At 44.7% G+C, this 13,584-nt stretch carries 10 protein-coding genes; 9 read left to right on the top strand and 1 reads right to left on the bottom strand.

The features are described 5' to 3' along the window. Positions 1 to 159: 159 nt before the first annotated feature. The 4 genes from GM612_RS04685 to cydC all read left to right on the top strand — a co-directional run bounded on the left by GM612_RS04685 (position 160) and on the right by cydC (position 6,417). On the top strand, positions 160 to 1,623 hold the full coding sequence (locus GM612_RS04685) for a cytochrome ubiquinol oxidase subunit I (RefSeq protein WP_155431221.1): 1,464 nt from the start codon (positions 160 to 162) through the stop codon (positions 1,621 to 1,623). Further along, positions 1,616 to 2,623, top strand: coding sequence for a cytochrome d ubiquinol oxidase subunit II (gene cydB / locus GM612_RS04690; RefSeq protein ID WP_155431222.1), 1,008 nt, complete (start codon positions 1,616 to 1,618; stop codon positions 2,621 to 2,623). The genes GM612_RS04685 and cydB overlap by 8 nt, the downstream gene beginning before the upstream one ends. A gap of 325 nt (positions 2,624 to 2,948) precedes the next feature. Next, positions 2,949 to 4,685: a thiol reductant ABC exporter subunit CydD gene (gene cydD, locus GM612_RS04695; protein WP_343031805.1), complete on the top strand. Its 1,737-nt coding sequence runs from the start codon at positions 2,949 to 2,951 to the stop codon at positions 4,683 to 4,685. Beyond that, positions 4,672 to 6,417, top strand: a complete 1,746-nt coding sequence (cydC, locus tag GM612_RS04700) for a thiol reductant ABC exporter subunit CydC (RefSeq protein WP_155431223.1) — start codon at positions 4,672 to 4,674, stop codon at positions 6,415 to 6,417. The genes cydD and cydC overlap by 14 nt, the downstream gene beginning before the upstream one ends. A 147-nt stretch (positions 6,418 to 6,564) precedes the next feature. Here cydC and GM612_RS04705 read toward each other — a convergent pair whose 3' ends face one another. Next, complete coding sequence (locus tag GM612_RS04705) at positions 6,565 to 7,503, bottom strand: polyprenyl synthetase family protein (protein ID WP_155431224.1); 939 nt, start codon at positions 7,501 to 7,503, stop codon at positions 6,565 to 6,567. A gap of 90 nt (positions 7,504 to 7,593) precedes the next feature. On the opposite strand from GM612_RS04705, the gene GM612_RS04710 reads away from it, so the two are divergent. The 5 genes from GM612_RS04710 (at position 7,594) to pcrA (ending at position 13,574) form a co-directional block, all read left to right on the top strand. Beyond that, entirely contained in the window at positions 7,594 to 8,505 is a 912-nt protein-coding gene (locus tag GM612_RS04710; RefSeq protein ID WP_155431225.1) for a prenyltransferase, read from the top strand. A gap of 91 nt (positions 8,506 to 8,596) precedes the next feature. Beyond that, positions 8,597 to 9,178, top strand: a complete 582-nt coding sequence (locus GM612_RS04715) for a xanthine phosphoribosyltransferase (protein ID WP_155431226.1) — start codon at positions 8,597 to 8,599, stop codon at positions 9,176 to 9,178. Positions 9,179 to 9,223: 45 nt separating this feature from the next. Continuing rightward, positions 9,224 to 9,751 (top strand): DUF2179 domain-containing protein, encoded by a 528-nt coding sequence (locus GM612_RS04720; protein ID WP_155431227.1) that lies wholly within the window; start codon positions 9,224 to 9,226, stop codon positions 9,749 to 9,751. Between the two features lie 112 nt (positions 9,752 to 9,863). Next, a complete protein-coding gene (locus GM612_RS04725; protein WP_155431228.1) occupies positions 9,864 to 11,021 on the top strand; it encodes an ATP-grasp domain-containing protein in 1,158 nt (385 codons plus the stop codon). A gap of 303 nt (positions 11,022 to 11,324) precedes the next feature. Next, positions 11,325 to 13,574, top strand: a complete 2,250-nt coding sequence (pcrA, locus tag GM612_RS04730) for a DNA helicase PcrA (protein ID WP_343031806.1) — start codon at positions 11,325 to 11,327, stop codon at positions 13,572 to 13,574. Positions 13,575 to 13,584 lie beyond the last annotated feature (10 nt).

The following is a 13,584-nucleotide window of genomic DNA, read 5'->3' on the forward strand; positions in this document are numbered from 1 at the left end:
TATTGAAGATTCACTTATCGGTCGATATAATAAGGTATGTAGCATAGGATTATTTTTTGTAAAGCTGTTGAATAAATTGGAATGTTCAATGGTCATAACGAGTCCTAATTGCGTCATCCTTTGCTCAAGGATTCGTTAACTAATGTCAGGGGGGGTATCATGTTAAGTGCTGGTCTTACAGTATTAGGTTTATCGCGTTTCCAGTTTGCTATGACGACGGTTTTCCACTACTTCTTTGTTCCGTTTTCAATTGGTTTAGCTATCGTTGTCGCCGTTATGGAAACTGTTTACGCGGTTAATAAAGATGAGACTTACAAGAAGATGGCTCAATTTTGGGGTAAGATCTTCCTGTATAGCTTCGCAGTTGGTGTCGTTACCGGGATCATCCAAGAGTTCCAATTTGGGATGAACTGGTCGGAATATTCACGGTTTATGGGTGATATTTTTGGTGCACCACTAGCAATCGAAGCTTTGGCTGCGTTCTTCTTGGAGTCGACGTTTATCGGTTTGTGGATGTTTACCTGGGATCGATTTAAACCGGGGATTCACGCACTGTTTATTTGGTTGGTTGCCTTTGGTTCATCGCTGTCAGCGATTTGGATCTTGGCGGCGAACAGTTTCATGCAAAACCCAGTTGGATTTGCGATCAATAAAAGTACGGGGCGCGTTGTGATGACGAGTTTTGGTGCCGTAGTTTCGAACCCACAGTTGTGGTTGGAATTTCCTCACGTTTTGATGGGTGCTGGAATTACTGCGTCATTTGTTGTCGCGGGGGCATCAGCATGGCGCTTACTGAAAAAGGATCACGAATCCTTCTACCGTAAGTCAATGAACGTTGCTTTGATTATTGGGTTGATTGCAAGTTTGGGGTCAATTGCTTCCGGCGATATGCAGACTCGGTTCTTGATCAAACAGCAACCGATGAAGTTTGCCGCTATGGAAGGGTTGTACAAGAACTCAACAAATAAAGGTGACTGGGCTGTTTATAGTAGTTTTAACACCAAGCAGCATAAGACGACTTCTTCGTTGGAAGTGCCTTACGTGCTTAATATTTTGAGTTATCACAAATTAACAGGGACGGTCAAGGGTCAAAACGCAGTCAATAAAGAGATGCATGCGACCTACGACAAGAAGTTTGGCAAGGACATGAACTACTACGTCCCAACCAAGACGTTGTTTTGGAGTTTCCGGTTGATGGCGGTATCAGGCGGCTTATTCGCACTGGTTGCGATCATTGGCCTGTTCTTCAACCGTAAGAAGTCTCAGATGATTATGCGACAGCGCTGGTTCTTGTATATTATGGGTCTGATGCTGTGGTTACCGTTCTTGGCAAATACAGCTGGTTGGTTCATCACAGAATTCGGTCGTTATCCATGGGTCGTCTACGGTCTCTTAACGATCGCCGACGCTGTTTCACCAACGTCAACGGTTACTGGCTTACTGTTTACGAATATTGTTTACTTCTTACTCTTTGCTGGTCTAGGGTTAGTGATGATTATTCTGTCTCACCGGGTTCTTAAAGCTGGTCCAGACTCCGTTGAAACCAATGGTTACTCAACGGAGGATCATAATGAAGGCAAAGTTGAAGATCCTTACGGAACGGAGGCGTTTAACCATGACTAACTTGCAATTTCTGTGGTTCCTGTTGATTGGCGTTTTGTTCAGTGGCTTCTTCTTCCTCGAAGGTTTTGACTTCGGTGTTGGGATGTCGATCAAGTTCTTTGGTAAGAATACCGCTGAACGTGATACGATTATTCAGACTATCGGCCCGCACTGGGACGGTAATGAAGTTTGGCTGATCACTGCCGGTGGTGCAATGTTCGCCTCATTTCCAATGTGGTATGCATCATTGTTTTCAGGTTACTACATCGTTTTGTTCTTAATTTTAGTTGCTTTGATCTTCCGTGGTGTTTCGTTCGAATTTCGGGCTAACATGCAGACGGCAGGTTGGCGAAACTTTTGGGAATGGGCAGCCTCAATTGGTAGTTTCTGTGCTGCATTCTTATTTGGCATGATGTTTACCAGCATGATCGAAGGTGTACCGATGGATAAGGATGGTAACATCTTCGGAAGCTTTACGACTTACGTGAACTGGTTCTCGTTAGTCGGCGGTGTCGCAGTGACGCTGTTATGCCTCATTCACGGCTTGAACTTCTTGCAGTTAAAGACGATGGGTGAACTGCGTGACCGGGCACAGAAGTGGAACAAAGTCCTGTATCCCATTTTGATCGTTGGTGAAGTCTTGTTCGTGGTTCTGCTTTACCTAAGCACCGATTTCTTCGCAAAGAAGCCTGGTTCAACTTGGGGAATCCTGATCGTCCTCGTTTTGTTGACCCTCATTGCATGGTGGGGCGTTGTCAAAGCGCACAACTGGACCTCATTTATCGCCAGTGGTCTATCGCTGATCAGCGTCGTGGTTTTGATCTTTAACGGTCTCTTCCCACGGGTTATGATTGGCACGAACAACGTGAACTCGATTCTAATTAAAAATGCATCGAGCTCACCTTACACTTTGCACTTAATGACGATTATTGCCTTTTCAATTTTACCAATCGTTTTGATTTACTTCATTTGGAGCTACTGGGTCTTCTATAAGCGTCTTAAGAGTCCAAAAGCAGCTTAGATAGCAGAAATGAAGGTGTGTTAAAACTCGTTTAACTTCTCGAGTTTAGCCACCAAAAGGAGATTCCCTACATTGGGGAATCTTTTTTTAGTCGCTTAACGGTCTTAATCTGAGATTTAGTATCGTTATTGACTAGATAGAGATGATGAAATGATAAATAATGAATGTTGAGTAAAAATCAGGCTCATTTTTATCAATCCAGGGTTTTGGTTCCCGTTTCTTTTCGGTCAAAAATGCATTTTAAGCAACTAATTTGCCTGCTATGTATAGTACCTGAAAGCGGTTAATGCTAAACTATATCTTGTAAAGTATTGGAGGGAGTAATGTGATAGATAGGCGTTTATTTGATTTCCCGGGGATCAAGCCCCGGGTTGTCATGATTGCAGTACTGATGCTGATTCAGTCACTGATGATCATTATTCAGGCTCGCGCACTGTCGGTGGCCGTCGTGGGTTTATGGAATCAGCAAGCCCTTGCTACGATAGTTGTGCCAACCGCCATTTTTGCAGTTAGTTTTATGTGTCGACACGCGATCACTGTGGCTCAAAACCGGGTGTTCTACCCGTTCGTTGAAAAAACGACCGGTGATATGCGTGAACGGTTAATGACTAAACTGTTCCGTTTGGGTCCAAGTATCGTTGAAAAAACTGGGACTGGGAACATGGTCACCATGGCCTTGGAAGGTATTGATAAGGTTCAGACTTACCTGATGCTGATCATCATTAAGATCATGGATATGGGGATCACGCCTTGGGTGATTTTGATTTACATCGCTTTTCTTCAATGGAAAGAAGCCATTTTTCTGCTGATCATTTATCCAGTTATTATCTTATTTATGATCATTTTGGGCTTAGCAGCTCAAAGCAAGGCTGATCGGCAGTATGAGGGCTATACGCGGCTTTCAAACAACTTTGTGGATACCCTCCGTGGTTTAGGTACGTTGAAGCAGTTAGGACTGTCTAAAAAATACGCCGGCAACGTTTATCAAGTGAGTGAAGACTACCGGAAAGAAACGATGTCGACGTTGCGGATCGCGATGACGTCAACCTTTGCACTTGATTTCTTCACAACCTTGTCAGTCGCTGTTGTTGCTGTTTTCCTTGGTTTTGATTTGATGGATGGTAAGATTTTACTGTTGCCTGCGTTGACAATTTTGACGCTGGCACCAGACTATTTTCTTCCAGTCCGAAATTTCGCGAATGATTACCATGCTACTTTGAATGGTAAAAATGCGCTTCAGGCGGTCTTAGATGTGCTTGAGGTTCCTGAAACCAAGGACCGTGACGAGCTCAAAACGTTCACCTGGGATGAGAATGCATCAATCAAATTTGATGATGTGAGCTTAACGTATGATGAAGCGAAGAAGCCGACCTTGAGTCATATCTCATTTGACGTTCACGGTTTTCGAAAAGTTGGTATCATTGGTGCTTCAGGTTCGGGAAAGTCCACTTTGATTAATCTGATTGGGGGCTTTTTGACGCCGGATAAACCGGATCACATCAGTTTGAACGGGCAAAAATTACCGCATTTAAGTCAGGAACAGTGGCAGTTTAACAGCATTTATATTCCCCAATCACCTTACTTGTTCCACGCTACACTACGTGAAAATGTTAGCTTTTACCAACCTCATGCAACGCTTCAAACGGTTGAAACGGCCTGTGAAAAAGCTGGTCTAACCGACTGGATCAAAACGTTGCCTGATGGTCTTGAGACCATGATTGGTGAAGGCTCGCGTGGTGTTAGTGGTGGACAAGCACAACGAATAGCGCTGGCACGGGCTTTTTTGGATGATAAACGGCGTGTCTTATTATTTGACGAACCAACCGCCCACTTGGATATTGAAACCGAAGCGGCATTGAAGGAAGACATGCTTCCGTTACTAGATAACCGGCTGGTTTTCTTTGCCACTCACCGGCTTCACTGGATCAACCAAATGGACTACGTCTTAGTCATGGACCATGGCAAGCTGGTCGAACAGGGCACTCCCGCCGAATTAGCCGCACATGAAGGCCCATACACGAGATTACGTGCAGAAATGGGGGGATTACATGCACTCGATTAAAAGTACTTTTTCTCATGATACTTGGGTCATGCCTTATTTGCGTAAATACAAGTGGTTACTGGTTCTAGTCCTTTTCTTGGGCTTGATGACTTACCTGTCAGCTGCCGCTTTGATGTTTAACTCTGGTTATCTGATCAGTGAGGCGGCTCGGCGACCGGATTCCATTATCTATATTTACGTGCCAGTCGTTTTAGCGCGGGCATTTGGGATTGCCCGACCGGTTTTTCGTTATTCAGAACGGCTGACCTCGCATAACTGGGTCTTACGGATCGTCTCCGATTTTCGTAAGAAACTATACCAAGCCGTTGAAACCAAGGCTACGGCGATTAAACAGACGCACCAAACTGGCGATATTTTAAGTATTTTAGCTGACGATATCGATCACATTGAAAACCTGTATTTACGGACCGTCTTTCCAATCGTTATTGGCTGGCTACTATATCTGTTTATTATTATTGGCATTGGCGTCTTCAGCTGGCCAGTAGCATTGTTAATGGCGCTACTACTAGCCGTGATTGTTTTGGTCATGCCACTCATATCGGTTGCCGTTAACGGTGCGCGTGAATTTAAACAAAAGCAAATTCAATCTCAGTTCTACACAAGCTTAACGGATGAGGTCTTAGGCCTGACCGATTGGGTGATTTCAGGACGCTATCATGATTTTATGGCATTGCAAACGAAGCCCATTGATGAGATTGCCGCCCTGCGGAAAAAGGATCACTTCTTTCAATGGTGGCGAGGCCTTGGTGTACAAGTCTTCTTCTTGTTAACCGTGTTGACCCTGCTGATTTGGTCGGGGGTCGCTTTCACCTCAACTAAGTCTCTGGCCAACTGGGTGGCTGCTTTCTCACTCGCCTTATTTCCAATTGTTGAACCGTTCTTGGAGATCAGTCAGGGTGCCAGTGAATGGCCAATCTATCAACAGTCAATCGAACGGGTCAATGCCTTATCAAACGACGAACCTGAGGTACCTAAGCAGGAAACGTTGACAGTACCCGTTAAAACGATTGACGTTAATCACGTGACCTTTAGTTATCCGGGCGATGACCGAGTTATCCTAAAGGACGTCTCATTATCCATCAAACGTGGTGAAAAGATTGCTTTGCTGGGCCCGAGTGGTACTGGTAAGAGTACCTTACTAAAACTGCTACTGGGTGATGAAACGGCTACTAACGGGTCTGTGACGATCAACGGGACGCCGATTACTCACCTTCAAGACCAACGTGCGCAATTATTTGGCGTTTTAGATCAACAACCTTATCTTTTTGATACAACGGTCATGAACAACATTCGCTTAGGTAATTTGAACGCCACGGATGAGCAGGTCAAAGCAGCGATCGAAGCCGTGGAATTAAAACCCTTGATCGAGTCACTACCAGACGGCTACGATACAGAAGTCCAAGAGTCTGGTAGTCGGTTCTCCGGTGGGGAACGACAACGGCTGTCACTTGCTCGAATCCTACTGCAAGACGCACCAATCATTATTTTGGACGAGCCGACTGTTAGTTTGGATCCGATCACTGAACGCCATTTGCTTGATACGGTCTTCAACGTTTTAAAGGATAAGACGATCATCTGGGTCACCCACCATTTGGCGGGGATTGACCACGTTGATCAAGTCCGTTTTCTTGAAGACGGTGCCTTTGATATGCAGGGGACACCGAAAGATTTGTACCACGACGAACCGCGATTCAGAAAATTATACGAATTAGACGCTGGTAAAATTGAGTAAGGGATGAATCTCAAATACCGTTATAGGTATTAAAAAATGAGTCACCAGAGGAGTTTTGCACTCTTTTGGCGGCTCATTTTAGTTTGTAAATTAAGGTGATCTTAAAATTCACGATAGCTATAAGGAATTAACCGTTACTGCTGTTGATTAGTCTGGCCAATCGAGCAACTGCGTTGAAAAACGTTGAATGTTGGTTCGTTTTTCGCCCATGGGCAACTGGTTAAGAAGCTCATCGACGTGGTCCTTCAGTGTTTTGAGTTGCGCTTTCATCGCCGGTTTATCCAACTGTTTCTGAATTGCTAAGACGTCATTGACAGAAAGTTGATTGCGCTTATTTAGCTGCTGTTGAACAGCTGTATTTTTCAGCATTCGAATCACCGGTAACGGATACAAACCACTTTGGAGTGCTGACTGGAGTTGTTCTGGTTGACCAAAGCTTAACTGGAGGTCTTGAAGTACCCGGTAAGCCATGCCGACAGCCGCGCCAATTTCGCCGCTCAAACTGATCAATTCTGGTTGTGCCATACTGGCCGCGGCTCCGCGTTCCGCACCAAAGCGAAATGCTTCAGCGGTGCTCGCATTGACGGTGGCGAAGTAAGTACTTACCGTCTGATCAAAATCATAACGGTGCGATAACTCCTCAATATGGCCGGACAAAATACGTTGCATGGTGTTAACATGCAATTGAAGGACTTGGGGACTTGGTTGAGTGTTTAAAACCTCAGTGAAGTAACGTGTGAAGAGGTAGTCACCCGAGTAAATGGCATTGCGCTGACGGGTATCCCGAGCGTTTAGAAAGTTATTTTGGGTGTTATCTGAGACTTGGGAATGGAAGCGAACGGCTAAGTGGAGGAATTCTTGGGCGCTCGCACCGGCCAGTAACAATTGTTTGTCTGGTTTTTGTCCCAGTTCAGAAAAGAGATAGAAAATCCCTGGCCGCAAGAACTTGCCACCTGATTTGAGAAGTTTTAAAATCTTTATATGTATGGGCCGACTTGGTAGGTCTGTCGTTGCTAACAGGTGGGCCTCTAAATGTTTGAGTTCATCTTGAACTTGCGGCAATGAAGCCCAAAATAGTTCGTTCATCAGTACACTCCTTCAAAAAGACTATAAAGTAAAGATACAAAGCTCAAGTAAAATTGTCAATTATCACACACTATACGTTGGAGGTTATTCATGTCAGTCAAAGTATTTTTAGAACTTGTGGAAGCCAAAGCTAAAATTGCCTCGGTTTGGCCATTTTTCATGGGACTTTTCTTTTCGTACTACGTTTTTGGCCTAGTCAACTGGCCACTAGCAATTACCTTTTTTGTTGCTATGCTGCTGTTTAACATGTCGGTGGATGCTCACGATAATTATTCTGATTACCGCGGCGCTTCAGATAAAGCTTCGGAATGGAAACGTAAAACTAATATTATTGGTGTTCACCATCTCTCATTAAAATTAATTAGAAATTTGATTTTACTCATGGCAGGAAGTGCAGCCATACTTGGTATTTTATTAGTCATCGAGACTGGTTGGTCCTTGTTAATCATGGGAATCTTCTGTTTCTTAGTCGGTTATTTCTATTCCGCCGGTCCACGGCCAATTTCATCAACTCCGTTTGGCGAAGCAGCGTCTGGTATAACGATGGGATTTGTTATTACATTGATTTCGGTTTATATCAACACTTTTCCCGTTCAAACCATTACTTGGCGCTTATTTCTGCGCGTTTTACTGGTTTCTGGAATCGCGGTTTTTGCTATTAGTAACATTATGCTGGCAAATAATCTTTGCGATGCCGATGAAGACCGAACGCTTAACCGGCACACGATCGTTTATTATTTTGGAAAGCCAGTCATGCTGCGAGTCTTTGCAGGTAGCGTAGTTGCCGGTTATCTGTGCTTGATTGCCAGTGTAGCACTGAATTTATTACCCGTTATGAGCTTATTGGTCCTCCTCAGTATTCCCATCATTTACCGAAACACCAAGGCTTTTCTTGCCAAACAGGTCAAAAAAGAAACCTTCAAGTTTGCGGTTCAAAATTCTCTCGTGCTCGCGCTGTTTTGCATTGTTTCGATCGGTATTGGAACGATTTTGAACTGGTAAGTGGTTTCCTGTTGGCAATACTGCGGTTTTTCGAGTAAACTAAACGTAAACATTTATCGTTTGCTGGACATGATTTAGGAGGAACTTTTTGATGAAGTTACTGGAAGACAGAATTAAACGGGATGGCACAGTACTCCCCGGTGAAGTACTTAAGGTCGACAATTTTTTGAATCATCAGGTCGATCCGCAGCTCATGTTTGAGCTGGGTGCCGAGTTTAAGCGGTTATTTGAAAACGAGGGTGTCACACGGATCTTAACGGTGGAGTCATCCGGAATCGCACCCGCATTGATGGCTGGGTATCAGATGCACGTACCGGTTGTCTTTGCCCGCAAGCACCGTTCACTAACGTTGACCGATGATCTGTATACTGCCCGAGTTTACTCATACACTAAGCAGGTTAATAATGATATCAGCATTGATAAGCGGTTTATTAAGCCGAATGATAAGATTTTGATCATCGATGATTTCTTAGCGAATGGACAAGCTGTTGAAGGGATGCTGGAGATTGCTAAGGCCGCCAAAGTTGACGTTGTCGGCGTCGGCGTGGTCATCGAAAAGCGGTTCCAGAAGGGCCATCAATTGGTCCTTGACGCCGGTATTCACTTAGAAGCACTGGCTAGTATCGCATCATTAGATAACAACCAAGTTGTATTTGCAAATAGCGCTGAATAATTTATTGAACCACTGCCGTTTCTAGCCTATGAACGGGGGGATCTCATGGTTTGGACGCTGATTTTGATTTTCGTGATTAGCTTTATCTACATTACGTTGAATACGATTCGCTTTATGCTGACGATGAAGGGTTTTCGTAATTTGGCGCCGATTTTGAGTATGGTTGAAATTACGGTTTATGTTGTGGGTCTGGCGTTAGTATTGAATCGGCTAGATAATATTTTAAATATTATTGCTTATGCGCTAGGCTATGGCGTGGGCGTTCGGGTCGGCATCTGGGTCGAAGACAAGCTAGCGTTGGGTTACATTATGGCCACGGTAATTTTGCCAAATACCGATAGTGAGTTGCCGACCGTTTTGCGTTCCAGTGGCTTTGGCGTCACTCAGAGTTCTGCCCAAGGGTTGGAAGGTCAGCGGCTGGTGCTAGATATTTTGACACCGCGGAATCAGGAACGTCGACTCTACACCATTGTGAATGAAAAAGAACCCAAAGCGTTCATTATTACCTATGAACCGAAATATATTTCTGGTGGTTTCTGGGTCAAACGCGTGCGCCGACGTTCACGACAGTAATGGTAGTGCTAAAATAATTCTAAAGATTAATATATTTACTAGTACCTGTTTGGCATAGCATTATAATAGAATAAAAGATTAACTTTTATTGAGAAGAAGGTAGTGAAAAACTTTGGACAATCATGTTTTGTATCCAGGAGGAACCATTGGGGTCATTGGTGACAGCACTGACGGTCCAATGATCGTTGCAGCAGCGCGGCAAGCTGGCTTTAAAGTCGGTGCTTTTGGCCCCGATGAAACCAGCGAAATGCTTCAACTGGCTGATTTTAAGATCGTTGGGCAACTGTCAGACCGTGCGCGCTTAACCGATTTTGCTGAACGCTGCGATTTGGTCACTTACGATTCCCAACATTTAAGCCCGGACGTCCTATCAGTGATTGAGGAGACTACCGCACTGCCTCAAGGAATCGATTTTCAGACCATGATGCAAGACCGGTTGTTGGAGCGGGCATTTTATGAACAATTAAACGTTAACATTCCACCGTACGCCACAATTGTAAGCTTGGACGATGTGTATCAGTCAATCAATTCGATTGGTTATCCTAGTATTTTGAAACCGATCCAAAAGGACTTGATCCACGGCGAAGAGCTGACTATTCGGACACAAACAGATATTGCTAAAGCGGCCGGTTTAATGGACTGGGGGACTTATATTCTGGAGTCCACGGTTTCCTACACCCGAGAATTTGCTGTGACGGTTGCCCGTACCTCATCCGGAGAGTCCAGTTTATTTCCACCAGTAGAAGTTAAACGACAAAATGGCCAATTTTCTTGGGCCTTTTTGCCAACTAGTATTGATCCTGATGTCCAGGCTGAGCTTGATCGTATTTGCCATGAAATTATTTCTAATGTGAAGTATGTCGGTGTTTTTGAAGTCGACTTTATGATCAATGACAATGGTTCGATCTACGTTAAACAGATTATCCCGACCTTTGGCGAGGCCGGTCGTATTTTTGACCGAGCAACAACGGTGAGTCAGTTCGAACAGCATCTGCGCGCAATCGCCGGGATGCCGTTAAGCGACGTTGAAGTTTTAAAGCCGACCGTGATGGCTGCCTTTACCAATGAACAGTCCGGTGCCATTCGTACCCAGTGGACGCTAAAGCCTAACTGGCACTTTTCATTTTACCGTCAAGGTCACCAAGACGTTGACAATGCACAGTTAGCGGGGCACGTACTGGTTCAAGGTGATGACATCAATAAACTGCTGGAACAGTTAGAAGACACTGAGATTTGGTCCCGAAATAATAATGATTCGGAGACGGAATAACCGTTTTCAACGTGATCATTTCTCGAATTAAAAACTGCACACAAGCGTGATTTTCTTTGTGAGAATCACGCTTGTGTTTTGTAGCATGGCAGTTCAAAAAAAGAGCTTAGATGATGGTTAAATGGTAGTGTATTTTACGAAAATGAGTAATTTTTAATACGAACGTATGTTTAATTTTTAGCACAAAACTATTGCTTTATGAGCCAAGATAGGCGACAATTTCAATAGTGAATTTTACGATGCACACCGGTGTTTAGTCGCTGGTGTAAAGATTAAGGTACAAACAGGAGAGGAATTGAAATCGTGGCTGAATCTGCACTATTAGCAAAGTTAAACAAGGAACAACGCGAAGCCGTCGAGCACACTGAGGGACCGCTGCTGATCATGGCAGGGGCAGGCAGTGGCAAAACCCGGGTGCTGACCCATCGAATCGCTTATTTGATCGAAAAGGGTGTGCTTCCCTGGCACGTTTTAGCGATTACCTTTACCAATAAAGCGGCACGCGAGATGCGTGAGCGGATTGTCAAACTACTTGGGCCGCAGGGAAATGACGTTTGGGCGTCAACTTTCCATGCCCTGTGTGTTCGAATCCTGAGACGTTATGCCGACAAATTAGGCTACAATAAGGCGTTTACAATTGCTGATACCGCTGATCAGCGAACACTAATGAAACGGGTACTGGCTGAGATGAATGTCGATCCCAAACAGTTTGATCCGCGGATGCTTCTTGGCAAGATCTCGAACGCTAAAAACGAATTAAAGACCGCCAAGCAGTTGGCTCAGGAAGCTGGAAATCCGGTGGAAGAGATGACCGCACAGGCTTATAATGCTTATCAAAATGCGTTGCAGAGAAACCAAGCAATGGACTTTGATGATCTGATCATGCTGACGATTCAATTATTTAAGGAAAACCCTGATGTTTTAGCTGAGTATCAGCAGAAATTTCAGTACATCCACGTCGACGAATATCAAGATACCAATGACGCTCAGTACACACTGGTCAATTTACTGGCTCGTGAGCACCATAATTTATGCGTTGTAGGTGATTCCGATCAAAGTATCTATGGTTGGCGGGGTGCCAACATTGAAAACATTATGAACTTTGAAAAGGATTATCCCGATGCTCATGTGACCATGCTGGAGCAAAATTACCGGTCCACTAAGACGATTTTGGACGCGGCTAATGAGGTTATTCAAAACAATGGCTACCGGAAAGATAAGAATCTCTGGACGGAAAATCCCCAGGGTGAAAAAATCGACTATTATCGTGGCCAGAGTGAAAATGATGAAGCTCGTTACGTGGTTTCCCAGATTCAAAATTTGATGCAAAAAGAGCATTATCACTTTGGCGATTTCGCTATTTTGTACCGAACTAACGCTCAGTCACGGGTGATGGAAGAGACTCTGGTTAAAGCTAACGTGCCCTATACGATCGTTGGTGGTCATAAGTTCTACGATCGTAAAGAGATCAAGGACATGCTGGCCTATTTAACACTGGTGGCGAACAATTCGGATGCGATCAGTCTTGAACGGGTCATTAACGAGCCGAAACGCGGAATCGGGTCTGGTTCATTGACTAAGCTGCGGCTATTTGCCCAGGATAATGGCTGGTCTGAACTAGAGGCAGCTACGAACGTGGATGTGGCAAATGGCATTACCAGCCGTGCTCGTAACGCGATTGCCGGTTTTGCAACGACGATTCAAAAATTACAAGCCATTGCGCCAAACAGTACCGTGACTGAGTTAACCGAGCAGATCTTGGATACGACCGGTTATAAAGCGGCTCTGCAAGCATCACGCAGTCTGGAGTCTGAGACCCGCTTAGAAAACATTGAAGAATTTCTGTCAGTGACAAAGAAATTTGACGAAGGCTATGACGAAGAAGAAAGTGACTCTGGCAATCGTATTGTTGATTTTCTAGCTGATTTGGCGCTAGTCTCCGATCAAGATGACGTCGAGGAGGAACCGGCTCAAGTGACTTTGATGACGCTACACGCGGCAAAGGGTCTGGAATTTCCGGTGGTCTTTTTGATTGGGATGGAAGAGGGCATCTTTCCACTTAGCCGGGCTGCAGAAGACCAAGATCAATTGGAAGAGGAGCGGCGCCTAGCATACGTTGGTATTACGCGTGCGAAGAAGCGGTTATTCTTAACCAATGCCTATTCGCGGATGTTATACGGCCGTGCTCAGCGGAATCCGCAATCTCGGTTTATTGAAGAGATTCAACCAGATCTATTGAAGATGGATAACGTGGCTGGTGGACAAAGTCAAAGCCATGCCACACCTTTGCGCACGCCATTTGACCGTCACACTAATTCGATTACCGGTTCCCACCAGAAACAGTCTAGTGCGGTGTCGGTGTCCTCGGGTACCGGTGCTGATAAAAAAGCTTGGCGTACCGGCGATAAGGTGACCCATAAAAAGTGGGGGACCGGTACAGTGGTTAAGATCAACGGTACAGGTGAAGATATGGAATTAGACATTGCATTTCCACAAGAAGGTGTCAAGCGGCTGTTAGCTGCCTTTGCACCCATTACAAAGATTGAAGAATAACAGAAGGTGT

The organism is Secundilactobacillus folii (genome assembly GCF_009720675.1).
Lineage (GTDB): Bacteria > Bacillota > Bacilli > Lactobacillales > Lactobacillaceae > Secundilactobacillus > Secundilactobacillus folii.

Coding starts and splice junctions, on each gene's coding strand:
- GM612_RS04710 (WP_155431225.1), top strand. CDS start 7,594: ATGTCAGTCAAAGTATTTTTAGAACTTGTGGAAGCCAAAGCTAAAATT.
- cydC (WP_155431223.1), top strand. CDS start 4,672: ATGCACTCGATTAAAAGTACTTTTTCTCATGATACTTGGGTCATGCCT.
- GM612_RS04715 (WP_155431226.1), top strand. CDS start 8,597: ATGAAGTTACTGGAAGACAGAATTAAACGGGATGGCACAGTACTCCCC.
- GM612_RS04685 (WP_155431221.1), top strand. CDS start 160: ATGTTAAGTGCTGGTCTTACAGTATTAGGTTTATCGCGTTTCCAGTTT.
- GM612_RS04705 (WP_155431224.1), bottom strand. CDS start 7,503: ATGAACGAACTATTTTGGGCTTCATTGCCGCAAGTTCAAGATGAACTC.
- GM612_RS04720 (WP_155431227.1), top strand. CDS start 9,224: ATGGTTTGGACGCTGATTTTGATTTTCGTGATTAGCTTTATCTACATT.
- cydB (WP_155431222.1), top strand. CDS start 1,616: ATGACTAACTTGCAATTTCTGTGGTTCCTGTTGATTGGCGTTTTGTTC.